Here is a 25,553-nt window from a genome sequence, read left to right as displayed (position 1 = left end):
GCTCGCTCCCACAGGACATTCGGTGACAGGGGGATTGCATTCGGTTTTCCGAACGCGACCCATCAGTCGATTCGGTTAACCGGACTCTTGAGTGCTAAACCCAACACCGAAAATATTTAATTTCTTTTAAAATCAATAATTTAATCGACAAGGCCAAGCCTGGCACGAGTCATGCTCTACAACTTGGGACGAATGTCTGATGTGCCAACACGTCAGGAGCCGTCAAGGCATTCCGCAGTACAAAAGGGCCGATGAGCTGGCTCACTATAAAAACAATGTTGAGGAAAATTTGATGCGTATCGTTCCCCATATCCTGGGCGCAGCCATTGCGGCCGCTCTGATCAGCACGCCAGTTTTCGCCGCCGAACTCACCGGCACCCTGAAGAAGATCAAAGAGTCCGGCACCATTACTCTGGGGCATCGCGACGCTTCTATTCCGTTTTCCTACATTGCAGACGCTTCCGGCAAACCGGTCGGCTACTCCCACGATATTCAGCTGAAAATCGTCGAAGCCATCAAAAAAGACCTGGACATGCCGAACCTGCAGGTCAAATACAACCTGGTCACCTCGCAAACCCGTATTCCACTGGTGCAGAACGGCACTGTGGACATCGAGTGCGGTTCCACCACCAACAACGTCGAGCGTCAGCAACAAGTTGACTTCTCCGTTGGCATCTTCGAAATCGGCACCAAGCTGCTGTCGAAAAACGATTCGCCGTACAAAGACTTCGCCGACCTCAAAGGCAAGAACGTCGTGACCACCGCCGGCACCACGTCCGAGCGCATTCTGAAGTCGATGAACGCCGACAAGCAGATGGGCATGAACGTCATCTCCGCCAAAGACCATGGCGAATCCTTCCAGATGCTGGAATCGGGCCGTGCTGTCGCCTTCATGATGGACGACGCCTTGCTGGCCGGTGAAATGGCCAAGGCCAAGAAGCCGACTGACTGGGCCGTGACCGGTACTCCACAGTCCTACGAAATCTACGGCTGCATGGTCCGCAAGGGCGACGCGCCGTTCAAGAAGGCTGTGGACGACGCCATCGTTGCGACCTACAAGTCCGGCGAGATCAACAAGATCTACGAAAAGTGGTTCATGCAGCCAATCCCTCCAAAAAACCTGAACCTGATGTTCCCGATGAGCGACGAGCTCAAGGCCCTGATCGCCAACCCGACCGACAAAGCGGCTGAAGAAAAGAAATCCTGATTTCTGACTAACCCACCTCCTGACAGGGTCTGCACCCTTTCAGGAGGCTGTCACTACCTGCTGGCACTTTCTGGAAACACTCGAACCGGTGGTTGTCGAGCCGATCGCGTGTGCCTGATCGTCGAGATCAGAGGGAACGGAGTTTCCCAGGCGGGCACTTGTACATCGATTGATCTGAGGGGAGACCCTAATGAATTACAACTGGGATTGGGGCGTGTTCTTCAAGTCCACCGGTGTGGGCAGCGAGACCTATCTCGACTGGTTCATCACGGGATTGGGCTGGACCATCGCCATCGCCATCGTGGCCTGGATCGTCGCCTTGACGCTGGGCTCGGTGCTCGGCGTCATGCGTACCGTACCGAATCGCCTGGTATCGGGCATCGCCACCTGCTATGTGGAACTCTTTCGTAACGTACCGCTGCTGGTTCAGCTGTTCATCTGGTACTTCCTGGTACCCGACCTGTTGCCGCAAAACCTGCAGGACTGGTACAAGCAGGACCTGAATCCGACCACCTCGGCCTACCTGAGCGTCGTCGTGTGCCTGGGCCTGTTCACTGCCGCCCGAGTGTGCGAGCAAGTGCGCACGGGTATCCAGGCGCTGCCGCGTGGCCAGGAATCGGCCGCCCGCGCCATGGGCTTCAAGCTGCCGCAAATCTACTGGAATGTGCTGCTGCCCCAAGCCTACCGGATCATCATTCCGCCGCTTACCTCGGAATTCCTGAACGTGTTCAAGAACTCCTCCGTCGCCTCCTTGATCGGCCTGATGGAGCTGCTCGCGCAGACCAAACAGACCGCCGAGTTCTCCGCCAACCTGTTCGAAGCCTTCACCCTGGCCACCCTGATCTACTTCACCCTGAACATGAGCCTGATGCTGCTGATGCGCATGGTCGAGAAGAAAGTTGCGGTGCCCGGCCTGATTTCCGTGGGGGGTAAATAATGGATCTCGATTTCAGTGGCGTCGTCCAGGCCGTCCCCGGCATGTGGAACGGCATGGTCATGACCCTGCAACTGATGGTGCTCGGCGTCGTCGGCGGGATCATTCTCGGCACTATCCTGGCGCTGATGCGGCTGTCTCACAGCAAGCTGCTGTCGAACATTGCCGGCGCTTACGTGAACTACTTCCGCTCGATCCCGCTGCTGCTGGTGATCACCTGGTTCTACCTGGCGGTACCGTTCGTGCTGCGCTGGATCACCGGCGAAGACACGCCGATCGGTGCGTTCACCTCGTGCATCGTGGCCTTCATGATGTTCGAAGCGGCGTACTTCTGCGAAATCGTCCGTGCCGGTGTGCAGTCGATTCCCAAAGGTCAGATGGGCGCAGCCAAGGCGTTGGGCATGAGCTACGGCCAGATGATGCGCCTGATCATCCTGCCGCAAGCGTTTCGCAAGATGACCCCGTTGTTGCTGCAACAAAGCATCATCCTGTTTCAGGACACCTCGCTGGTCTACACCGTTGGCCTGGTGGACTTCCTCAATGCTACGCGCGCCAGTGGCGACATCATCGGCCGCGCCAATGAGTTCCTGATCATCGCAGGTCTCGTGTACTTCACAATCAGCTTTGCCGCCTCACGGCTGGTCAAGCGTCTGCAAAAAAGGTTTGCCGTATGATTTCTATCAAGAATGTCAACAAGTGGTATGGCGACTTCCAGGTACTGACTGATTGCAGCACCGAGGTCAAAAAAGGCGAAGTGATTGTGGTGTGCGGGCCGTCCGGCTCCGGTAAATCCACCCTGATCAAATGCGTCAACGCCCTGGAACCGTTCCAGAAAGGCGACGTGGTGGTCGATGGCACGTCCATCGCCGACCCGAAGACCGACCTGCCGAAACTGCGCTCGCGCGTTGGCATGGTGTTCCAGCATTTCGAATTGTTCCCGCACCTGACCATCACCGAAAACCTGACCATCGCGCAGATCAAGGTGTTGGGCCGCAGCAAGGAAGAAGCCACCAAGAAAGGCCTGCAACTGCTTGATCGCGTCGGCCTTTCGGCTCACGCCCACAAGCACCCGGGCCAGCTCTCTGGTGGTCAGCAACAGCGTGTGGCGATTGCCCGCGCGCTGGCAATGGACCCGATCGTCATGCTGTTCGACGAACCGACCTCGGCGCTCGACCCGGAAATGGTCAATGAAGTGCTCGACGTGATGGTGCAACTGGCCCACGAAGGCATGACCATGATGTGCGTCACGCACGAAATGGGCTTCGCCCGTAAAGTGGCGGACCGGGTGATCTTCATGGATCAGGGCAAAATCATCGAAGACTGCAAGAAGGAAGAGTTCTTCGGTGACATCAACGCCCGTTCGGACCGCGCGCAGCACTTCCTCGACAAGATTCTGCAGCACTGATAACAACACCGCTCCCCACCTGTGGGAGCGAGCTTGCTCGCGATGACTGCCTACCAGTCAATGATGATGTCGACTGTTAGTCCCCTATCGCGAGCAAGCTCGCTCCCACAGGGGCCGGTGGTGGTCTGGAGATTTGTGTTGTGGTTGACCCAAGGCATCTGTGATGAAATGCGACCCCACCCTCTATCGCGCAGCGCCGCCATCACTTGCCGTGAAACCCCGTCTGATTCGCCACCTGTTTCTGCCACCGCTGGTCATCTTGCTGATGATCGGGCTGGGTTACGTCGGCTTCTCGGTCAGCGAGCACTACGGCATTCGCAGCCTCAGCGAGAACGGTCAGCGTCAGCTGGAACTGCACGCCCGCGCAGTTGAAAGCGAGATCAGCAAATACACCTACCTGCCCAGCCTGCTGGAGCTCGAATCGAGTGTTTCAGAGCTGCTGGCCGACCCTACGCCCGAGCACCGGCAAGCGGTCAATAATTACCTCGAAGGCCTGAACCGGCGCAGCCGCAGTCGGGCAATCTACGTGATGGATACCACCGGTCGGGTACTGGCCACCAGCAACTGGCGCGATGTCGACAGCTACCTCGGCGAAGACCTGTCCTTCCGTGCGTATTTCCAGAATGCCGTGCGCGGCCAGCCCGGACGGTTCTACGGCATCGGCAGCACCAGCGGCGAACCCGGCTACTACCTGGCGCATGGCCTGGAAGAGCAAGGCAAAATCATCGGCGTCGCGGTGGTCAAAGTCCGCCTCGAAGCCATGGAAGAGCGTTGGCAGCGTGCACGCCTGGAAGCCTTTGTCAGCGACGAGAATGGCATCATCATTCTGTCCAGCGACCCGGCGCGCCGGCTCAAATCGGTTCGCCCGCTCAGCGACGACACCAAGGAGCGCCTGGCCCGCAGCCTGCAATATTACTGGTACCCGCTCAACGAACTGGAACCGCTGGCACGCGAGCGACTGTCCGAAGGCGTGGAAAAAATCACCTTCCCGGCCAACGCCGAACTGGTCTCCGATGAACAGGAAATCAGCTACCTGTCGCAGACCCGTCCCTTGAGCGATACACCGTGGAATTTCACCCTGCTCACACCGCTCGGGGATTTGCGTCGTGAAGCGATCAACCAGGGCATCCTGGTCGCGGTGGCCTTCGCGCTGGTGGCGTTCCTGCTGATTGCCTGGAACGAACGGCGCAAAGTCATCGCCACCCGCCTCGCCGCCCGCGAAGCGCTGCAAGAAGCCAACAATCAGCTCGAACGCAAGATTGCCGAACGCACCACCGACCTGCGGGCCAGCAACGAGCGCCTGAAAAGCCAGATCCGCGAACGGCGCCAGGCCGAAGAAACGCTGCGCCGGGCTCAGGATGAACTGGTACAGGCTGGCAAACTTGCCGCCATCGGCCAGATGTCCACCAGCATTGCCCATGAATTGAACCAGCCGCTGGCCGCGTTGCGCACCTTGTCCGGCAATACCGTGCGCTTTCTTGAGCGCGGTCAGCTGGACATTGCCAGTGCCAACCTGAAAACCATCAACGATCTGATCGACCGCATGGGCCGGATCACCGCCAGCCTGCGCTCCTTTGCCCGGCGCGGCGACGATCAGGGCCAGGCCAGCCTCGGTAAAGCGGTAGATGCCGCCTTGCAATTGCTCGGCGCACGCCTTGAAAGCGCTCGTTTGCTGTTGCACCGCGAGTTCAGCGACGTGCAAGTACAGATCGACCAGACCCGCCTGGAACAGATCCTGGTCAACCTGATCGGCAACGCGCTGGACGCCATGCAAGCGCAGCCATTACCCGAGTTATGGCTGGAAGGTGACGTTGTCGACGGCAAATATCGCCTGCGCGTCCGCGACAACGGCCACGGTATCGACGCCGAAGCCCGCAAGCACTTGTTCGAACCTTTCTTTACCACCAAACCCGGCGAACAGGGCCTGGGCCTTGGCCTGACCCTGTCGGCGAGCCTGGCGGCCGCCACCGGCGGTCACCTCGGCGTCGAGCACCCGGCCAGCGGTGGTACCGCTTTCGTCCTCAGCTTACCGTTGGTAAGCCCCCTTCCCGCCGAGCCGATATGAACAACGATCTTAGTGTGCTGATCGTCGAAGACGATCCCCATGTCCTGCTCGGTTGCCAGCAGGCCCTGGCCCTGGAAGACATCCCCTGCGAAGGCGTTGGCAGCGCTGAAGAGGCCCTGGCACGGGTCGGCGACAACTTTGCCGGGATCGTCATCAGCGACATCCGCCTGCCGGGCATCGATGGCCTGGAACTGCTGAACCGCCTCAAGGCCCGCGACCGTAGCCTGCCGGTGGTGCTGATCACCGGCCATGGCGACATCTCGATGGCGGTGGGCGCGATGCAAAAAGGCGCCTACGACTTCATGGAGAAACCGTTCTCCCCCGAACGCCTGGTCGACGTCGCACGCCGCGCCCTGGAGCAACGCAGCCTCGCCCGAGAGGTGACCTCGCTGCGCCGACAACTGGCCGAGCGTGACTCCCTTGAGGGCCGGATCATCGGGCGCTCGCCCGCCATGCAGCACCTGCGCGAGCTGATCGCCAACGTCGCCGACACCTCGGCCAACGTGCTGATCGAAGGCGAGACCGGCACCGGCAAAGAACTGGTCGCGCGTTGCCTGCACGACTTCAGCCGCCGTCAGTCGCAGCAATTCGTCGCGCTGAACTGCGGTGGACTGCCGGAAAACCTGTTCGAAAGCGAAATCTTCGGTCATGAAGCGAATGCGTTTACCGGCGCCGGCAAACGCCGGATCGGCAAGATCGAACACGCCAACGGCGGCACGTTGTTCCTCGACGAAGTGGAAAGCATGCCACTGCCGCTGCAAATCAAATTGCTGCGGGTATTGCAGGAGCGCACGCTGGAGCGGCTCGGCTCGAACCAGAGCGTTGCGGTCGACTGCCGGGTGATCGCGGCAACCAAGTCCGACCTCGACGACTTGAGCCGCGCCGGTCAGTTTCGCAGCGACCTGTATTACCGCTTGAACGTAGTGACGCTGGAACTGCCGCCGTTGCGTGAGCGCCGCGAAGACATCCTGCAATTGTTCGAACACTTCTTGCAGCAATCGTCCCTGCGCTTTGACCGTGCGCTGCCTGAACTGGACAACCAGACCCTGTCGAACCTGATGAGCCACGACTGGCCCGGCAACGTGCGCGAGCTGCGCAACGTCGCCGAGCGATTTGCCCTGGGTTTGCCGGCCTTCAAGAAATCCGGCAGCGGTGGTGCCGCCCAAGGCCTGGCGTTCTCCGAAGCGGTGGAAGCCTTCGAACGTAACCTGCTCAACGACGCCTTGCAGCGCAGCGGCGGCAACCTGACCCAGGCCAGCCTGGAACTGGGCATGGCCAAGACCACGCTGTTCGACAAAGTTAAAAAATACGGCTTGAGCCACTAACCCACTGCGAGAATTTCCGTGGATCTACTGTTGAAAGCTTCACTGGGCGCCGCGGTGGTGGTGATCCTCGCCTTCCTCGCCAAAACCAGAAACTATTACATCGCAGGCCTGGTGCCGCTGTTTCCGACCTTTGCACTGATTGCCCACTACATCGTCGGCAAGGGCCGCTCGCTGGACGACCTGAAGACCACCATCGTGTTTGGCATGTGGTCGATCATTCCGTACTTCGTTTATCTGGCGACACTGTACGTAATGGTGGATCGGCTGCGACTGGAGGCATCATTAGCGGTGGCGGCGCTCGCATGGCTGATGGCGGCGACGGTGTTGGTTTCTGTTTGGGTCCGCGTTCACGCCTGACCACCCCCCTGTGGCGGCTTGCTCCCACTCGATCGTTCCCACGCTCCCGCGTGGGAATGCAGCCCGTGACGCTCCGCGTCACTGGACGCAGAGCGTCCCTAGAGGCATTCCCACGCGGAGCGTAGGAACGATCAAACCCGGTCATTCAAACCCGACGCTGGCCCGTCCCTTGCATTTACCCGCTAAAGCCCGTCAGGCCTGCGTTTACGATTGTTCGCGCCGGCCTTGCAGGGGCGCTGCCATGGGTAAAACACGTTTTGAATATCCTTGATCTCGACCACAGCCTCACAGCCCAGGCGCCGATTGCCCGACTGTTGGAAAGCGGTCGCGCCAAGCGTCTGGACCTGCTCGATCTCGGCCCCAAACTGCGTTTGTGGTCCAGCGAGAAAAACTATCGACGCTTTTCCGAACGCCTGCGCGAACGGCCCCGCCATACGGGGCCGCAGCCGGAAATCTTCTTTATAGGTTCCGGTGACTACCACCACCTGACTCCGGCTTTTCTTGCCGAGATTACCGAGCCGGTCAGCCTGATTCATTTCGACAACCATCCCGACTGGGTGCGTTTCGCGCCGCGTCGGCATTGCGGTTCATGGGTCAACCGGGCACTGAAACTGCCGAACATCAAACGCATCGTCACCCTCGGGCCGTGCAGCGATGACCTGCATAACCCGCAGCTGCGTGGCGGCAACCTCGGCGCGCTGAAGCGTGGCGACTTGCAGCTGTTCCCCTGGCAGCACCCGCCGTCTCAGGTCTGGGGTTTGATCGGCGATGGTGCCGGGCATCAACAGCGGGAAAACCTGCTGCACTGGCGCAACCTGGCGGACCTCGATTGGCCGGTGTTTCTCCAGCAATTGATCGAGAGCCTGCCGACCGAAGCGGTGTGGATCACCATCGACAAGGATGTGCTGGCCAGTGAAGACGCCGCGACCAACTGGGATCAGGGCGGCATGCGGTTGACGCACTTGCTGCAAGCCCTGCGCATGTTGGCCGCGAGCAAACGGATCCTCGGCATCGATGTCTGCGGCGAATTCGCCCAACCGGCCTTCAGCAACGCGTTCAAGCGTTGGGAAGCCAAATCCGACCAGCCGCCTCCCGAGCGCTGGAGCGAAGACGATCTGCTGCGAAATGCGGCAACCAACCAGGCGCTGATCAGCCTGTTCGAGGAGTTATTCCCGTGACCTTGACCGTGGTGTTACTGGTGGCGTTTTCGATTGTTCTGGACGTCATCGGTCAGCTTTGTTTCAAGCTGGGCCTGGACCGTTTACCGGAGCTCGAAGGCGGCTTTCGACTGAATGCATTCTGGGGCCAGGTGTTCAACGCGCCGTTGCTCTGGTGCGGGATCGGCGCCTACGCCATCGAGTTCTTTGTCTGGCTCGAAGCCCTGTCCCGCGCGCCGCTGAGCCTGTTGTTTCCATCCGCGGCATTGGCTTATTGCGGCGTGGTACTGGCGGGCAAAGTGGTGCTCGGTGAAACCGTCAGCCGCCGGCGCTGGCTGGGCACCGTGGTGATTACGGCGGGCGTGATGCTCGTGTGTGTCGCCCATGCCTGAAGCTCAATCGATGATGGAAAGGAACAGCACTATGGGTTGGTTGCACGGACGTCTGGGCACCGTGGTGCTCTGGATGCTGCTGATCGGTTTTGAAAGTGGCGGTCAGATCGCCACCAAAGTCGGTGGCGATCAACTGGGGCAGATGGATTTCAACCTGCAATGGCTGGCCGCCGTTGCCGGCAATCCTGGGGTGCTGACGGCCATCGCCTGCTACATCGGGGCGTTTTTCGTCTGGATGTTGATCCTGCGGCGCAGCAGCCTGTCACTGGCATTTCCGCTGAGTTCCCTGGTGTTTGTCGGCGTGTTGCTCGGCTCGTGGCTCGGCCTCGGCGAACATATCAGCCTACTGCACTGGCTGGGCGTGGCGGTGATCATGGGCGGGATAGCATTGCTGGCGGAAGGCGAAGAAACCTGAAACACCACTGCCCTATTAAGGCTCGGCACACTCCCTGTAGCAGCTGGCGAAGCCTGCGTTCGGCTGCGAAGCGGCCGTAAATCCTGCCTCCACGGTTAACCTGAAGTAACGTGGTGCCTGATTTTACGACTGCTGCGCAGCCGAACGCAGGCTTCGCCAGCTGCTACGGATCGTGTCGCGGCTTAACTTACCCCTTCGCCACAAAAGTGCTTTTGGGTCAGCCTTTGCGGTGGGCCGTAAGAAAGCCCAAACCGTGTGACACCGGAATCACCTTCACCCCCGCCGCTCGTTGCTGCTCGGCAATTTCGCGATGGAACGCCTTGACCTGGGTCCAGTGCATTTTCGGCCGGTAATGGTGCTCGGCGTGATAGCCGTTGTTCATCCAGATCAGGTTGTAGAGCACGCTGTAGCTGCTCACGCCCCAAGCGATCGGCAAGTCCGGATTACCGCCAAAATGCTCGTAATACCCATTGAGCGACGACAGCGCCTGGCCCAGATACCAGAACGGCAGCAACAGCAACACGGCATGCCAGTCATAGAACGCCAGCGCCACATACGCCGCCACCGTCACATAAATCTCGACCTTGACCCAGCGCGCATCGCTCGGCCGCTTGCGCTGCATTTCTTCGTAGAACGGCTTGGGATCATCGCGGAAAAAGCTGAGAAAAGTGTACGACCAAGGGTTTTCAGGTTGCCCATCCTTGCCACGCAGGTAGATCGACAGCGGATCGACGGTTTTTCCGTGCGCATCCGGCAAGTCTGAATTACCACGGTGATGGCGATTGTGGATGTCGCGGTAGAGGGTCTGCGAGAAACCGATGGTGACCGACAACAACAGATCGAATGCCCGATTCATCCAGCCAAGGGTGAAGTACGGGTTGTGGATCTGGTTGTGGGAAATGCTGTTGATGCTCCACGACAGGCTGACGGCATAGACCAGCGCCAGCGGCACAATGGCCCACCACGACAGGTCATGGAAGGCCAGCACCAACCACAGAACAAACGCCAAATGAGCCACACCCAGCGCAATCGGGACCAGATCCCACAGCGAATAGGCAAGGAAACGATACGCGGGACGAGCCATGAAGCACTCCTGAGAAATTGAGTTCTCCATAGCTATTGCAAACAGCAGACCAAACTTACCTGTAGCAGCTGCCGAAGGCTGCGTTCGGCTGCGTAGCAGTCGTAAATCCGGCCACCCGGTGCTTCCAGAAATACCGAGTGTTACTTGATTACGACTGCTGCGCAGCCGAACGCAGGCTACGCCAGCTGCTACGGGGGATCTGAGCTCAGGTCAATCGAATTTGTAGCTGATCGCCGCCTGTACTTCGCCCTGGTTCACGCGGCCTTCTTGTTTGACGATAGTGCTGTCCGCCGCCGAGTTGGTCAGGTGCCTCCAGGTGGCGCTGGTCACCAGCGACCACTTTGCGGCCAGCGGGAACTCGAAGTTCTGGGTCAACGCCACATTCTGCAAGCCGCCACTGGCCTTGTACGGACGGAACTCCGAATCCCGGGCGTCTTTCTCGGAAACACCAAAGAACGTCTGTGTCTGCCGGCGATCGGCAAAATTCGCGTTCAGTTCGCTACTGCCAATGATCCCCAGCCCCACTGGATAACCGACTTCCCCGCCGACCCGACCGAGCACACCACCCTGGCCGCGATTAGCACCCACGGTATGGCCGACGAAAGCGAAAATTCGCCAGAAATCAGCCGGGCTGTACTGAACGAAGCCACCGGCCTCGCCCATGGCCGACACATTGTGCAGGCCCCGCAACGTGCCATTGGAGTTGCGTCCCGGAATGTAATTGATAAACGGTCCGGCACTGAAACCATTGGTTTTCAAGGCACTCCAGGTCAAACCGTCGTCGGTGCTGAGGCTGACATCGCCCCAGTCCAGATCGAAGTAAGGCACCGGCACGGTTTCATAACGGCTACCCGTCGGGTCATAGGGCTGATTGCTCATGCCGAGACCCGCCTCACCAGTTATCCCGGCAGCCTGCGCGGTGGCGCAAAAGCCGCCAAGGCACAGCAGGCTGGCCAGCAGTGCGCAAATGTTCCTGAACATAAAGCGATTCCTTATCAGTACAGGCGCGCATCAACTCCCAGGTCGACTTTGCTGCGCAAGCACTCATGTTGTTTGTAGCAACCTACAAAAATTGTAGCTAGCCGGACACATTTCCTGCCAAGCATACCTCAGGGCCCCAGCCTATGGGGCTTGAAACAACTTGGCACATTCCCTGCTATACCCCGTTGCAAGCGCATCAGCGCGCCCCTGCCCAATAGGTAATGCAGATGATTGACTGGCATATCGTGTGTGATTTCGACGGGACTATCACCCGCACCGACGTGATCGACAGCATTCTCCAACGTTTCGCCGACCCGAGCTGGGAAGCGATCGAGGACGAGTGGCTGAGCGGTGCTATCGGCTCGCGTGAATGCCTCAGCCGCCAGCTATCGCTGGTCAAGGCAACCCCCAACGAACTGCTCGAGTTCTTCGACAGCGTCGAAATCGATGCCGACTTCCCTGACTTTGTCGACCACGTGGTCGGCCTGGGTGCTTCCATCGAAGTCGTCAGCGACGGCATCGAACAAGGTATCGCACGGATTCTGGCGCGTAACTACGTCAGCCTCCTGCCGATCCTCGCCAACCGCCTGCGCCAGGTCGACAACAACAGCTGGCGCATCGACTTCCCGTATTCGAGCGACGCCTGCCGTGCAGCTTCCGGCAACTGCAAATGCAAATCCACACCCAGCAGCAAACGCGTGCTGGTGATCGGTGACGGTCAGTCCGACATGTGCGTGGCGTCCACCGCCGACTTCGTATTTGCCAAGGACCGCCTGGCCGAACATTGCGAACGCAATGGCATCGCCTACGCCCGCTTCGACAGCTTCGCCGAACTGCCGGCCCTGCTGGCCAAACTGCCTGCAGGCAGCGCCGCCAACGCCACTGCCTTCGCGCTTGAAACCTCTTCTGAACTCTCGCTACAAAATCAGGAACTCTTCCACCATGTCTGATATCCGAATCGCTACCGCTGAAGACCAGATCCTTCTGGAAAAAGAAGCCAAGTATTGCTCCTACGGCGACACTGTTCACTACATCGAACCACCGCGCATTTTCAGCCGTTGCGAAGGTTCGTACGTGTGGGACACCAGCGACCAGGCCTACCTCGACCTGCAAATGTGGTACTCGGCGGTCAACTTCGGTTACGCCAACCCGCGTCTGAACAACGCCCTGAAGCAACAAATCGACACCCTGCCGCAAATCGCCAGCCAGTACCTGCACAAAGGCAAGATCGAGCTGTCGGAAATGATCGCGGTCGACGCCAAGAACAAGTTCGGCCTCGACGGTCGCGTGCACTTCAACGTCGGCGGTTCGCAGTCCATCGAAGACTCGTTGAAAGTCGTGCGTAACGCCACCAACGGCAAGAGCCTGATGTTCGCCTTCGAAGGCGGCTACCACGGTCGTACCCTCGGCGCCTCGTCGATCACTTCGAGCTACCGCTACCGTCGTCGCTACGGTCACTTCGGTGAGCGTGCCAACTTCATCCCGTTCCCGTACCACTTCCGTGGCCCGAAAGGCATGACCAAGGAAGAATACGGCAGCCATTGCGTGCAGCAGTTCGCCCGTCTGTTCGAAACCGAATACAACGGTGTGTGGGACCCTAAAGTCGGCCAGAGCGAATACGCAGCCTTCTACGTCGAGCCGATCCAGGGCACCGGCGGCTACGTGATTCCGCCGATGAACTTCTACAGCGAACTCAAGCAAGTGCTGGATCAGCACGGCATTCTGATGGTTGTCGACGAAATCCAGATGGGTTTCTGGCGTACCGGCAAGCTGTGGTCGATCGAACACTTCGACGTCAAACCGGACGTGATCGTCTTCGGTAAGGCACTGACCAACGGCCTCAACCCACTGGGCGGCATCTGGGCTCGCGAAGAGCTGATCAACCCGAAGGTGTTCCCGCCAGGTTCGACTCACTCCACCTTCGCGTCCAACCCGCTGGGCACTGCAGTCGGTCTGGAAATGTTCAAGATGACCCACGAAGTCGACTACGGCTCGATGGTCATGGCCAAGGGCAAATACTTCCTGGACGGTCTGCAGGACCTGCAGAAACGCTACCCGATCATCGGCGACGTCGACGGCCTGGGCCTGGCACTGCGCTGCGAAATCTGCGGCCCGGACGGTTTCACTCCGGACAAGGCCACCCTGGACTTCATGGTTGAAGAAGGCATGAAGGGCGACATCGAAATCGACGGCAAGCGTCTGGGCCTGATTCTCGATGTGGGCGGCTACTACAAGAACGTCATCACCCTGGCCCCGTCGCTGGAAATCAGCTACGAGGAAATCGACCTGGGCATCGCCCTGCTCGACCGCCTGCTTGATCGGGCCATGAAACGATGAAAGAAACAGAGATCGATCTCGGAGAAGGCAGTACCGGTTTCGTTCTCGGCAGTGGCGAGGTCGCGGTGTTGTTGATCCACGGCCTGACCGGCACCCCGACGGAGTTGCGTCGGGTTGCCATTGGCCTGGCCAAATCGGGTTGCACGGTGTACGTGCCAACCCTGGCCGGGCACTGCGGTGACAACGCCGACCTGCAAGCCACCGGCTGGCAGGACTGGTACGAAGGTGTACGCAAAACATTCGTGGGCATACGCCAGAAGCACGAACAGGTGTTCGTCGGCGGTCTGTCCATGGGCGCGGTCATGTCCATGTATGTAGCCTCCGAGCATCCAGGACAGGTCGCCGGCCTGCTGATGTATTCAACCACCCTGCGCTACGACGGCTGGAGCATCCACAAACTGGCGTTCCTGACGCCGTTGTTGATGAAGATTCCGTTCGGCGTGCACATCTGCAGCTTCGAAGAGAAGCCACCTTATGGCATCAAGAACGAGCGCCTGCGGGCGATCGTCGAACGTCAGATGAAGGACGGCGAAAGCAGCAATGCCGGTCTGTTGACCATGGAAGGCGTCACCGTGCGCGAATTGCACCGGATGAATGCCGTGGTCAAGAAGCGCATGCCGTCGATCAAGACACCGGCCCTGGTACTGCACTCCATCGAGGACGACATCACCAGCCGCTGGAACGCCGATTACGTCGAACGTCATCTCGGCGGCCCGGTCACCAAGATCATGCTGGACAACTGCTATCACATGATCACAGTTGACCTGGAATACCGCCGCGTCGTGGACCTGAGCGCGGACTTTGTCCATCAGCTTTCCATGAAGCCTGGCAAGCCTGAAGAGTATCGACAACTGGCGTAGCTTAAGGACAAGACGTGATTACCGCCCATGCCTTTTCAACCATCGAGGCCATCGAACGCTGCGCCTGGAATGACTGCTTCCCTGGGGAACTGGAGGACTGGGATTATTACCGGGCCGTTGAACGGGCGGGGGTCGCCGACTTCCAGTGGCGCTACCTTGCACTCTATGAAGGCAGCACATTGATTGCCGCAGCCGCGGCATTTACCACCCAGTACTCGCTCGACACCACGGTGCAGGGCATCGGCAAACGCATCACGCAGCGCTTGCGCCAATGGCTGCCGGGTATGCTGGATATTCGCTTGTATGCCTTGGGATCGCCAGTGACCGAGCAATGCCACGCAGGTACCGCCAGCCACATCACCGAAGACCGACGTCCGGCACTGCTGCGTCAGTTACTGACGTTGGCTCGCAACGATGCCAACCAGGCAGGTATCGGCCTTCTGGCCGTCAAGGATGCACCCAGCCACGATCAGCAGTGGATTGACGTCTGCCGCGAGGCCGGGCTGCAAACCATGCCCGGTTTACCGAGTGCGGTATTGCCGATCGAGTTTGGGTCGCTTGATGCCTACCTCGGCACCCTGGGCAAATCCACCCGCAAGGATTTACGCCGCAAACTTAGGGCACAAGGCCCGCGAATCGAATGGCGACGTTCGGTCGACGATGTATTGCCGCAGATGATGCGCTTGTATGAAGCCACCCTGGCGCGCAGTGATCTGGAGTTCGAACGACTGTCGGCAGAGTATTTCACCAGTATCCTTGAACACCTCGACCAACGTGCCGCGTGCGTGCTGTATTGGGTGGGCGAGCAACTGGTGGCGTTCAATCTGCTGTTGCTGGACGAACATCGACTGGTGGACAAATTTTTTGCCCACGACCTGGAACAGACCCGCGAGTACAACCTGTACTTCAGAAGCTGGCTGGCCAATGTCGACTACTGTATTCAACACAAGATTGCGCTGTACGAGTGTGGCCAGGCCGGTTATGCCAGTAAGCTGCGGCTCGGCTGTAAATTCGAAGGCAATACGCTGTTTTTTCACCACCGAAACGCGCTGCTCAACGCTTTGCTCAAACTCGTGAAACTGTTTGTCCGACCGGATAAGTCCGACCCCGCCATGGCTGCTGCGATAAGCGAAACCTGATGAAACAAGACCGACGCCGTAAAGCCCTGCCCTTCGCCATCTCCCGCTGGAGCCTGCAACGCAAGCTGGTATTGGCATTCTGGCTGGTCAGCGTGATTCCGACCATGATTGCTGCGGAACTGGCGGCCACCACGCTGTCACAGATCTTCGATAGCAACGTGCGCATCTGGTTGCAGGAATCGACCAAGATCGTCGAAGACGAGGTCCGGGAAATCCTGCGCGAAAACACGCGGGTCGCCCAGTTGTTGCTGCGCCACATCCGCCCGATCAACGACCGGCTCTCGGCCCGGCAGGACCGCCTCAGCGCCGACATTGCCGAAGCCATGGGCATCGACGTCGTGGCGCTGGTGCGCACCAGCGATCACAAAGTGCTGTTCAGTACCGTGACCGACGACATCGTCCAGCAAATCAACACTGCGCCCAAAGCCGTCCTGCAAACCATTCAGGTCACGGGCGCGTCCACCGGCATCCTGGTCTCGACCTTCCAGACAACCCAGGCTGGGGTCGACTATCAGTTGGTCCTCGCCAACTACCTGGACAGCAGCTTTCTCACCAGCGTCGCCGATGTGCATTCCCTTGACCTGCGGTTGTACCTGGCCAAGGACGAAGACTTCTCGGAAATTTTCGCTACCCAGCGCTTCGACGATCACCCCATGAAGGTGCCCGAAGATATCGAGCAAATCCTGCGCACCACGAAAAAACCGATCGAACAGTTCACCAATAACTACAGCGGCATCTATCGGCCAATCCTCAATGACAGCGGTGAACTTCAGGGTGTGATCTTCAGTGGCCTGCTGCGCCACAACAGCCTGGTCGGGCTGGTGAACCAGAGCAATCTGTTCATCCTGATTTTCATCCTCAGCTCGGCGCTGTCACTGGGTGTCGGCTGGCTGGTCTCGCAACGCCTGACCCAGCCCCTGCGCGCGCTATCCAAAGGCGTTCGGGCGGTGATCGACGGCGATTATCGTCAGCGAGTGCCTGTCTATGGCAGCGATGAACTGGCCGAACTGAGCAGCACCTTCAACCACATGACCGAACGTCTCGGCGAGTTGCAGCACCTGGAGTCGCAACTGCGCCGCCGCGATCGCTTGCACGCCCTCGGTGAAGTGGCCATGGGCCTGGCCCATGAAATCCGCAACCCGCTGGGCATCATCAAAACCGCGACCCAATTACTGCACCGTCGCGCCGACCTGCCCGAGACCGACAAACGGCATCTGGAATACGTGGTCAGCGAGGTCAGCCGGATCAACGACCTGATCACCGAATTCCTCGACTTTGCCAAGCCCAACGCGCCCATGCGTTCGACCCAACTGGTGCGACCGCTGGTCGATGAGCTGATCGGGTTCTGCGCCCCGGAACTTGCGACCCACAACATCGACGCTCGGATCGAGGACAACGCGCCGGCCGCAACCATGTACGCCGACGCCCGGCAACTCAAACAGGCCTGCCTGAATCTGGTGATCAATGCCATTGACGCAATGCCTGACGGCGGTCGCCTGACCCTGGGCATTTCCAGCGATAAGGAATACACCGTCATCAGTGTTTCCGACACCGGCCAGGGCATCGAACCGGACATGCTCGAACGGATTTTTACACCGTTCGTCACCACAAAGGCTTCAGGTACCGGTCTGGGGCTGGCAAAAGTCTTCTCGATCATGGAAAACCACGACGGACGGGTCGAATGCGTCAGCGAAAAAGATGCCGGCTCCACATTCAGCCTGTACATTCCGGCCAACGGTGAAGACGACAGCGACGACGAGGACAGTGATGACGCATAACATTCTGGTGGTCGATGACGAGCCCAAGCTTTGCGACTTGTTGGCCTCAGCCCTGAGCCAGAACGACATCCAGGTGTTCACCGCCAGCAATGGCCTGCACGCGCTCAAGGTACTGGAACAGGAAGACATCGACCTGGTGATCAGCGACTGGCGCATGCCCGGCATGGACGGGCCGCAGTTGCTGGCGGAAGTCAAAGTGCGCTACCCGCAACTGCCGGTGATCGTCATGACGGCCTACAGCACGGTGAAAAATGCCGTGCAGTCGATGCGCAATGGAGCCTTCGACTACATCGCCAAGCCGTTCGACATCGATGAGCTGGACATCACCGTCAACAAGGCCCTGCAATTTCGCGACATTCTCAAAGACAACCAGCGCATGCGCGCCGAGCTTGAAGAACACCAGCAGATCGACAGCCTGGTGGGCGACAGCCCGACCTTCCGTCAAGTGCTGCAAGCAGTGGATTCGGTACGCGAAAGCAATGCGACCATCCTGCTCACCGGCGAAAGCGGCACCGGCAAGGAAATGGTCGCCCGGGCCATCCACAAACACGGCAACCGCGCCGACAAACCCTTCGTCGCCGTGAACTGTGCGGCGATCCCCGAAGGATTGCTGGAAAGTGAAATGTTCGGCCATCGCAAAGGCGCCTTCACCGGTGCCGTGGCGGACCGGGTCGGGCGCTTCATGCAGGCCGACAAGGGCACGCTGTTTCTTGATGAGGTCGGCGACATGCCGCTGGCCTTGCAGGCAAAAATCCTCCGGGCCTTGCAGGAGCGAGTGATCGAGCCGGTGGGCGACCCGCGCGAGCGCAAAGTCGATGTGCGAGTGATCGCCGCCACCAACAAGAACCTGCTGGAAGCGGTGGCCAACAAAGAGTTTCGCGAAGACCTCTACTATCGCCTCAATGTGTTCCCGATCCCCCTGCCCGCCCTGCGTGAACGGGTTGAAGACATCGCGCCATTGGCCCGACACTTCGCTCACACCCTGGGCGCCACCGCCGGCAAACGCATCACCGGTTTCAGCCCGGAAGCCTTGCAGGCCATGGCCAATTATTCATGGCCGGGGAATATCCGCGAACTGCAGAACTGCGTTGAACGCGCCACCATCGTGGCCTCGGGTGCAGTGATCGAGGAAGACGATCTGCCGGCGTACCTGTTTGCCTCAAAACCCACCGTCGACGGTGCCCGCGTGTCCCTCAACGAAGGTACTGGCGTGCCATCGGACCTCGATGCCGCGCTGGTGGAAGTCGAGAAATCGTACATTCTTGCCGCCCTGCAACAAAGCAATGGCGTGCAAGCGGCCGCCGCGCAACTGATCGGTATCTCGGAGCGCAGCTTCTGGTATCGACTGAAGAAACTCGGGATTCATGTGGACAAAATCGTCCGCTGAAGATCGTTCCCACGCTCCTCCGCATGATCGTTCCCACGCTCTGCGTGGGAATGCAGCCCGGGACGCTCCGCGTCCCTTCAACAGCCGAACGCGCAGCGTCCGTAGAGGCATTCCTTTGCTGCGCGTGGGGACGATCCGCCTTACAACAGATTCGGCGCCTGTACCGGATCGATCTGCGCCCAATGCGAGGCGTCTTCACGGTGGTTTCTCAGGTACGGCAACACCGCCGCCAGTAACGGCGCCTTGAACGCTTCCTGAAAACGATGGGCCAGCCCCGGAATCAGCTTCAACTGACTGCCCTGGATATGCGCCGCCAGGTGAATGCCATGCATCACCGGCAACAGCGGATCAGCGGTGCCGTGCACCACCAGCGTCGGCACCCGCAGCTGGTTGAGCAACGCCACCCGGCTCGGCTCAGCGAGGATCGCCATGATCTGGCGTTTCACGCCTTCAGGATTGAACGCCCGGTCGTACGCCACCGCGGCCTGATGCAACAGTGCCTGACGATCGTCACTCACCTGCGGACTGCCCAGCGCTGCCAGCAGATCGGCCTGCTGCTCCAGTGCGACCTCACGGTTCGGCGCACTGCGCCGTGAGAGCAATTGCACCAGCGCCGCATTCGGCGCCGGCAGCCCTTCGGCGCCGGAGCTGGTCATGATCAGCGTCAGGCTCTCGACCCGTTGCGGTGCCATGGCCGCCAGGTGCTGGGCGATCATTCCGCCCATGCTCGCGCCCAGTACATGGAATTGCTCCACGTGCAGCGCATCCATCAGGCCGAGTGCGTCGTCAGCCATATCAGTCAGGCTGTACGGCGCCGCTACGGGTAAACCGAGTTTGTAGCGCAGCACCTCAAAGGTCAGGTTGGCGTTGGCCGGAGCCTGACGCCAGGTCGACAGCCCGACATCGCGATTGTCATAGCGAATCACCCGGAAACCCTGCTCGCACAGCGCCACCACCACTTCGTCCGGCCAGTGAATCAACTGGCCACCCAGGCCCATTACCAGCAGCAACGCAGGGTCGGACGTACGACCGATGCTCTGGTACGCCAGGCTCACCTGCGCCAGATCGACCCGCTCGGTCGGAACATTGACATCGCAACGCGACGCCGCCAAAGACGGTAGACCCAACAACAGCGCGGCCAGAAAAACCGCAGTAGAAAAAAATCGTACCCGCATGAAAAACACCAAAACGCAGAACCCCAGTAGAGCGCGAGTCTGATGAACTTTGTTAAAGCGCGCTGCCACAGTTACGTGACAGTTTGATGAAGAGTGCCGAATGGTCGATTAATAAAATGTCCCATTGAGCTGGATGGCCCAACGAGATTAATCAAGCAACAGCCCGAGCACTGCCGCGATAACTATGTAGTGCCAATGCCCCGCAAGACTTCCCTTAAATGACTCGTCAAGGAGTGGATCTGCCACTCCACCCAGACCGAGCCATTTCTCAATGACCGATAGATTCTTTCCCGACCTCCCCGTCCCTGCCACGATCGTCAGACCGCCCTTGTCGCCCTTGCCGGTTAACCTCGATGAAAGCCTGCTCCTCAACGCTTCCGCCCGTTGGCGCGACAGCAGCATCGGCTTGGGCGAGCTGCTCGCCAATGCGCCGGCTACGCCAGTCACGATCGACACCGAGTCCTGGAATGCCTACTGGGCCGCCAGAGCGCCGGGTACACCGCTGTCCCGACGCGATCGGGCCGCCCGGTTGTACCGCGACCATTTCGAGGCGGTCGTCCAGGTTGCATTCGCGCAAAGAGCCCTGACTGCCGAACAGTTGCAAACGCTGTTGATGCTCCTGGATTCGACGACGACTGATTTGCGCCTGAACAACCAGCCCGTACGCACAGAACAACTGGCTCTGGTGTTGAGCGACAACACTAAAGTGCAATACCCTGCCGCTTGGGTCATCAGCGTGGGTGACTCACATCCTGTGACTCACTGGCTGTATCTGCCCTATCGACCGGTCGCGATAAAAGCCTTCGCAAAACGTGGTGACATGGAAGATTGGCTGTCGCGACAGTCACTCGTCCCGCAGGACCTGCCCAGCGCTGACATCCGTTTCGAATACAGCAGCAGAACTCAGCCACTGACAGTCGGAATCACCGAACTTCTTTTGCACTGGCAACAGGCGCAACTCGCCAGCGCACGCATGAAAACCCCCGATATCCGTGGTGCCACTATCTTCGCCTTACCGCCAATTCCTGAGAACACGCCAGCCATCGCCGGCAGCACCAGTGGCGATCAACAGGCGCTATTCGGCAACCTGTACGCCGATGTCCCATGGTCCGAGCGCCAGGCAGCCATGAACGCGCAGAGCAAAGCGCTCGAAAGGTTTTTGGGAAACGATCTCGAAAGCGACCGCCATACAACACTCAAAGCCTCGCTCACCGCCCTGGAAACAGCCGTGCAATCCGCCGACAAGGCAGCCGCAGCACTGCTTTACAGGTCTCGTGTCCTGGACCTGACGACGTTCAATCGACAATTCACGGCGCTCTATCAGGCGCACAAGGCAGGTCTGCGTGCCGAGGCCGAACTGCAACGGGCCCTTGAGCATTTGACCGAGGATGAATACCGCCTGCTCCAGACCTTGCTGGATGTTCCCGACGGCAGCGATCCCGGTGCGACCTGCGTAGTAGCCAGCCTGTCACTAACCATGACAGCAAAGAACAGCGATAAAACGACGGTCACCACCCAGGCACTGAGCGGTCCGTGGGTCATTGCGCCACCGGGCTCGCTCCTCGACGCGGCATCGCCGCACAGCGTGCTGCTTTACTGGCCCGGCACCGGTGGCGGTTTGCAACGGTTCAGTAGCGTAGGCGCGCTGGAGCGCGAGGTGTTCAAGATTCAGGACCAGGACGATCACCGGGCCCTGAACCTGAACAGGATCACCACTGACCCTATTCAGTACAGCCTGAATGAACTGACCGGCGATTTTGAACAGAATGCCGCGCAGATTCGTCAGCGCTACACCCATGAATCTCAGGCAGCACAACGTGCCGATGAACTGGAAAAACTACGCCTCCAGGCCCTGGCCAACTTGCAGGTGCCCTTGCATGCCGCACGGCATCTGACGCTCTCGCACCGTCTGGAGCAAGACCGCAGCGCGACCCTGGCCACGCACCTGCCCGACTGGCTGAAAAAACAGAGGGCGAATGAAAGCGTCGAACTCAAGGCACTGATCCAGGCCTACATCGGAGCGATGCACCGTAGCCACGAGCAACTGGAAATTGCGCTGATTCCTCGCAATGACTTCACCCGACAGCGCCTGCATGCCCGGCTGCGAAGCGACTTTTCCATCAAAGGCCACTTTGAAGTGCAGCTCGATCTACCCGATTCGGTGTCGTGGGAAAAGCATTTCATCCCTGCCCCCGGCGCGCCGGGAACCCCACAAAAGCTCGTTCTGCTCCCCAGCGCCACACGCAGCAAGATGGCGCTCGAGGACCTGGCCCAACACAATATCGACAATACCCCGTCAATGAATCTGGAGCCGTTAGTGCTGCGGCTGTCGTACATGCGGGTGGAGGTTGCAGCAGAAGATGAAAGCGAACGCCAGGCCCTGACGACTGGTATCACCCTGCCTTATCTTCGCAGGATCCTGCCCGAGCTGGACCTGGCTCAGGCCTATGAAAAATTGATTCTGGATACATTCATGGGCTCGGCTGATGAACCTGCGTTCGTGAGAGAGCATCGGCATGAATGCTTGATCGAGCCGTGGCAGCTGATGCTCAAGCTGCAAGGCGAATGCGCCCGCCTGCAAAAGCAGATAAGCCGCGATGAACAGCAGGTATTGAACATCGCCATCGACGCCGATACCCAGCAAGCCTGGCACGTCGATGGCAAGCGCATCGTGCTCTGGCCGGCGTATTTGAGCGCTGGCGGCAAGGACACGCCGAATGAAGGTCCCGTCACTCTGGCGGGCGTGACCTTCATCGAGGAACAAGTCAGTGCGATGACCTTGCTCTATCTGCCAGACAGCCCGGACGGTCAATTTCTACGGCGCTACAACAACCTGGAGACGGCTCGCAAGGCCCTGTTCAATCTGTGCCTGCGCGACGAGATGGTCAGCTATCTGGCGGGGCGCGCTCTGCAAGGCAATGTCCAGGCGCATATCAGTCGCATCAATCAGGCCTCGCTCAGGCACTTCGATGCCATGATCGGGGTTGGCCCGCGCTGGCCCTCAACCACATCGCTGGCCGCCCATCTACTCAATACGCATAAGGGGCGCTTGATCGAAGCTCATCGCGCTACGTCCCGTTCCAACGATGCCTTGTACCTGGAGCGTTACACGCTCCAGGGCCCACGGGTGTTCAACTACATGAAAATGGCGCTTGGCCTGGTGCCTTTCGTCGGGACCGCAATTGCCTTGTATGACGCCTGGAACAGCGCCAATCACGCTGTCTCGGCATTCGTGCGTGGCGAGGTCGGCGATGGACTGTCAGAGATCGAGTCGATGCTGTTGTGCCTGATCGATGCAGCGATGGACATCCTCCCAGGCGTTGCCGCCGGCACGCCTCAGGGCGCCCGCTCGGCGACCCGATTGCGTCAACTGACAGCGCTGAGTAAACGTGCAATAACGCAGGCTCCTTCCCTGCACGAGGCGCGCAGGGTGGTCGAACGCTTCGCCGGCTACGAGTATGAAAAACCGCTCTCGTTGTCACAAGTGCAAACTGCAACCCATGGGATCTATCGCAATATCTATCGCCATGCCGACGGTGACTTCATCGTGCGCCAGGGACGGGTTTACCAGGTTGAGCGGAGCAAGGATTCGCGCAACTGGCGTTTGAAAGGCACCACTCAAAAAACCTACAAACAACCTATCGCGCTGGATGAAGCCGGACACTGGGACACTTACTTTGGCGTCCATGGCGTGACGTTCGAAGGAGGAGGACCCGGTGGTGGCAACCTGTTGGGGCATCTGGCAGACACCCTTGATCCCGTCTGGCCGCGGGCCATCCGAGAGCGCTTGCCGCGCTGGTGGGTCGACGAGGCGTTTCGTCGCAATCATGCATTGACTGAGGGCGCCGACAATATTGCGCTGCAAATCGATGCACGGATAAAGCGTACCGATGCGCTCCTGGACACCTACAACACCACGCCTCCAGCCAATCGTACGGCAACACTGATGCGGCAGCTTGAAACAGCCCTCATTGGCGATATCGAATTGGCCGGGCGTTATCACCAGACGCTGGTAGACCTGCTTCCACTCACCCACGGCAACAAAAGGCGCGTGCTCCTGGATTTCCAAAGCAACGTCGCCCTGATGCACGCCGACCGGTACAAGCAACGGTTGTTCCTGGCCAACCATCGCGTCAGTCCCCTGATGGACAGTATCGATGCACTCACGCAAAGGCTTGATGCGCTACCTGCAACAGCCCTCTCCGAGCGGTTGCGCGTACTGGAAGACATCAGGAAGCTGCGGCTTGAAATGGTGAAGGAGTTCAACACGATTGACGCCCATCTGCGAGAGCTTAACCACTGGTACCAACGCATCACCGTCAGCGCACAAAAAGCCCAACTGACTCAGGAAGTCACCATGCTGAACGGGCGCCTGAGCGAAGCAAACATCCTCTACTTGAGAACAGGCAATTTGCTGGAAATGGTCACCCGCTATGAGACCAGCAACGATTTATCCTGGTTCTTTCTTCAAGGTCAGGCGCGAGCGATCAGGGACCGGGTCGACCGGGGCTTGCTCGCTCAATACAGTCTGCCGCAAGTCAGTGCGACCAAGGCTCAGCGCAACCAGATTCTTCAAGAGTGCATTGAGAGTTACAACCAGTTTCGTCGCGATATGAATGCGTGGACCGCCAGCTACCCACAGCACTTCCACCTGGAAGCCGTGCCGCTGTTGATGGACGGTATAGAGAAAATGGCTGAGAGGGCTCGCAAGGCCATCGATCTGCCTGCACCTGCGACACCAGCAGGGCAAATCAGTAAAAAAGTCTTCACCACTGAAACCGATCAATTGCTGATCGGTGTGGAGCACTTGGAACCCTCCACGCAAAAACGCCGCTACACCCTGACCGGGCGTAGTGGATACGAGGAGATCTGGGAACAAGGGAGCAATGGCAAGTTCCGTCTGCTGAACCCGTCGCCGCCGCCGCCGCCATCTCACGCCCATCACAGGAACCTCGATTCGTTGGTGGCCGATGCCCGCCAGCGAATGCAATCACAGGACACCTATCAGGCCAGGGTTCAGGACTATGCGGATCAAAACATGCTCCCGGTCGACCTGGAACACATGATGCTCAGCGAGGCGAATGAGCTCACCCGCCGCGCCCTTGGCATCGAGGAGATTGCCCCGAGCAATGCTGTTATCCAGCAACTGCGCGACAAGGCCACCGAACTTATCGCCACTGGACGCGCCCTGCGCACCCAGCAGTCGCTGCTGAGCAAAAAACCCACCGATGGAATGCTCGACGACCTCGTCACTCACAACGCGGTGGTCATTCGCAAAACCAGCGCGATCAAAAACCTGGGCAAGCGTCGGGACGGTCGCTACGACTATATGCAGGAGTACGAAGTCTGGGATATGACGCACACGCCACCCAAGGTGCTGTGGTATGCCCATTTTCATTATTCCAAAGCCGCGCCTGAATTCAGCGGTTTTGAGAAAGCCCACCTGAAACTGCCGGAGCACCGGTTTCTGACCCATGCTGACGACGCCGACCTGCCTTACGCCGATATCGGCAAAAGATCGGCGGTGTTGCCGCACTTCGAAAATCTCTGAGGCT

At 59.3% G+C, this 25,553-nt stretch carries 20 protein-coding genes; 17 read left to right on the top strand and 3 right to left on the bottom strand.

Annotated features, from left to right (window positions below):
* The first annotated feature begins 292 nt into the window (after positions 1–292).
* The 10 genes from AC1DIG_RS05805 to AC1DIG_RS05760 all read left to right on the top strand — a co-directional run bounded on the left by AC1DIG_RS05805 (position 293) and on the right by AC1DIG_RS05760 (position 9,257).
* Positions 293–1,207 carry a glutamate/aspartate ABC transporter substrate-binding protein gene (locus AC1DIG_RS05805; RefSeq protein WP_477766525.1) on the top strand — a complete coding sequence of 305 codons (915 nt, stop codon included), beginning with the start codon at positions 293–295 and terminating at the stop codon, positions 1,205–1,207.
* A 190-nt stretch (positions 1,208–1,397) separates the two neighbouring features.
* Positions 1,398–2,144 carry an amino acid ABC transporter permease gene (locus AC1DIG_RS05800; protein ID WP_427541075.1) on the top strand — a complete coding sequence of 249 codons (747 nt, stop codon included), beginning with the start codon at positions 1,398–1,400 and terminating at the stop codon, positions 2,142–2,144.
* The gene (locus AC1DIG_RS05795) at positions 2,144–2,815 is read left to right on the top strand and encodes an amino acid ABC transporter permease (RefSeq protein ID WP_477766524.1); all 672 of its coding nucleotides are present in this window, start codon (positions 2,144–2,146) and stop codon (positions 2,813–2,815) included. Before AC1DIG_RS05800 ends, AC1DIG_RS05795 begins: the two co-directional genes overlap by 1 nt.
* Entirely contained in the window at positions 2,812–3,546 is a 735-nt protein-coding gene (locus AC1DIG_RS05790) for an amino acid ABC transporter ATP-binding protein (protein ID WP_477766523.1), read from the top strand. Before AC1DIG_RS05795 ends, AC1DIG_RS05790 begins: the two co-directional genes overlap by 4 nt.
* A 163-nt stretch (positions 3,547–3,709) precedes the next feature.
* A complete protein-coding gene (gene aauS, locus AC1DIG_RS05785; RefSeq protein ID WP_477766522.1) occupies positions 3,710–5,611 on the top strand; it encodes a two-component sensor histidine kinase AauS in 1,902 nt (633 codons plus the stop codon).
* Positions 5,608–6,936, top strand: a complete 1,329-nt coding sequence (aauR, locus tag AC1DIG_RS05780; RefSeq protein ID WP_477766521.1) for a two-component response regulator AauR — start codon at positions 5,608–5,610, stop codon at positions 6,934–6,936. Before aauS ends, aauR begins: the two co-directional genes overlap by 4 nt.
* 27 nt (positions 6,937–6,963) lie before the next feature.
* Positions 6,964–7,293, top strand: coding sequence for a GlpM family protein (locus tag AC1DIG_RS05775; protein ID WP_477766787.1), 330 nt, complete (start codon positions 6,964–6,966; stop codon positions 7,291–7,293).
* A 257-nt stretch (positions 7,294–7,550) separates the two neighbouring features.
* A complete protein-coding gene (locus AC1DIG_RS05770) occupies positions 7,551–8,471 on the top strand; it encodes an arginase family protein (RefSeq protein WP_477766520.1) in 921 nt (306 codons plus the stop codon).
* Positions 8,468–8,842 (top strand): DMT family transporter, encoded by a 375-nt coding sequence (locus AC1DIG_RS05765; protein ID WP_477766519.1) that lies wholly within the window; start codon positions 8,468–8,470, stop codon positions 8,840–8,842. The genes AC1DIG_RS05770 and AC1DIG_RS05765 overlap by 4 nt, the downstream gene beginning before the upstream one ends.
* 10 nt (positions 8,843–8,852) lie before the next feature.
* Positions 8,853–9,257, top strand: a complete 405-nt coding sequence (locus tag AC1DIG_RS05760; RefSeq protein ID WP_477766786.1) for a DMT family transporter — start codon at positions 8,853–8,855, stop codon at positions 9,255–9,257.
* A gap of 217 nt (positions 9,258–9,474) precedes the next feature.
* Here AC1DIG_RS05760 and AC1DIG_RS05755 read toward each other — a convergent pair whose 3' ends face one another.
* Entirely contained in the window at positions 9,475–10,341 is an 867-nt protein-coding gene (locus AC1DIG_RS05755) for a fatty acid desaturase family protein (RefSeq protein ID WP_477766518.1), read from the bottom strand.
* A 210-nt stretch (positions 10,342–10,551) separates the two neighbouring features.
* The gene (locus AC1DIG_RS05750; protein WP_477766517.1) at positions 10,552–11,322 is read right to left on the bottom strand and encodes a MipA/OmpV family protein; all 771 of its coding nucleotides are present in this window, start codon (positions 11,320–11,322) and stop codon (positions 10,552–10,554) included.
* A 227-nt stretch (positions 11,323–11,549) separates the two neighbouring features.
* Between AC1DIG_RS05750 and AC1DIG_RS05745 the strand changes: the two genes are divergently transcribed.
* Genes AC1DIG_RS05745 through AC1DIG_RS05720 form a run of 6 tightly spaced genes read left to right on the top strand, consistent with a single transcriptional unit; the run spans position 11,550 to position 18,823 of the window.
* Entirely contained in the window at positions 11,550–12,272 is a 723-nt protein-coding gene (locus AC1DIG_RS05745) for an MtnX-like HAD-IB family phosphatase (RefSeq protein WP_477766516.1), read from the top strand.
* Positions 12,265–13,659 carry an aspartate aminotransferase family protein gene (locus AC1DIG_RS05740; protein ID WP_019693385.1) on the top strand — a complete coding sequence of 465 codons (1,395 nt, stop codon included), beginning with the start codon at positions 12,265–12,267 and terminating at the stop codon, positions 13,657–13,659. The genes AC1DIG_RS05745 and AC1DIG_RS05740 overlap by 8 nt, the downstream gene beginning before the upstream one ends.
* Entirely contained in the window at positions 13,656–14,519 is an 864-nt protein-coding gene (locus tag AC1DIG_RS05735; RefSeq protein ID WP_477766515.1) for an alpha/beta hydrolase, read from the top strand. The genes AC1DIG_RS05740 and AC1DIG_RS05735 overlap by 4 nt, the downstream gene beginning before the upstream one ends.
* A 14-nt stretch (positions 14,520–14,533) precedes the next feature.
* Complete coding sequence (locus AC1DIG_RS05730) at positions 14,534–15,658, top strand: GNAT family N-acetyltransferase (RefSeq protein ID WP_477766514.1); 1,125 nt, start codon at positions 14,534–14,536, stop codon at positions 15,656–15,658.
* Positions 15,658–17,436 carry a sensor histidine kinase gene (locus tag AC1DIG_RS05725; RefSeq protein WP_477766513.1) on the top strand — a complete coding sequence of 593 codons (1,779 nt, stop codon included), beginning with the start codon at positions 15,658–15,660 and terminating at the stop codon, positions 17,434–17,436. Before AC1DIG_RS05730 ends, AC1DIG_RS05725 begins: the two co-directional genes overlap by 1 nt.
* Positions 17,426–18,823 (top strand): sigma-54-dependent transcriptional regulator, encoded by a 1,398-nt coding sequence (locus AC1DIG_RS05720; protein WP_477766512.1) that lies wholly within the window; start codon positions 17,426–17,428, stop codon positions 18,821–18,823. Before AC1DIG_RS05725 ends, AC1DIG_RS05720 begins: the two co-directional genes overlap by 11 nt.
* A gap of 140 nt (positions 18,824–18,963) precedes the next feature.
* On the opposite strand, the gene AC1DIG_RS05715 is transcribed toward AC1DIG_RS05720, so the two are convergent.
* Positions 18,964–19,998: an alpha/beta fold hydrolase gene (locus tag AC1DIG_RS05715; RefSeq protein ID WP_477766511.1), complete on the bottom strand. Its 1,035-nt coding sequence runs from the start codon at positions 19,996–19,998 to the stop codon at positions 18,964–18,966.
* A 271-nt stretch (positions 19,999–20,269) separates the two neighbouring features.
* Here AC1DIG_RS05715 and AC1DIG_RS05710 point away from each other — a divergent pair, with 271 nt between their 5' ends.
* Positions 20,270–25,549, top strand: a complete 5,280-nt coding sequence (locus tag AC1DIG_RS05710) for a dermonecrotic toxin domain-containing protein (protein WP_477766510.1) — start codon at positions 20,270–20,272, stop codon at positions 25,547–25,549.
* Positions 25,550–25,553: the final 4 nt, after the last annotated feature.

This window comes from Pseudomonas sp. 05N431 (assembly GCF_056397005.1).
Note: the sequence above shows the minus strand (reverse complement) of the source record. Positions and strands in the feature narration are given on the sequence as shown.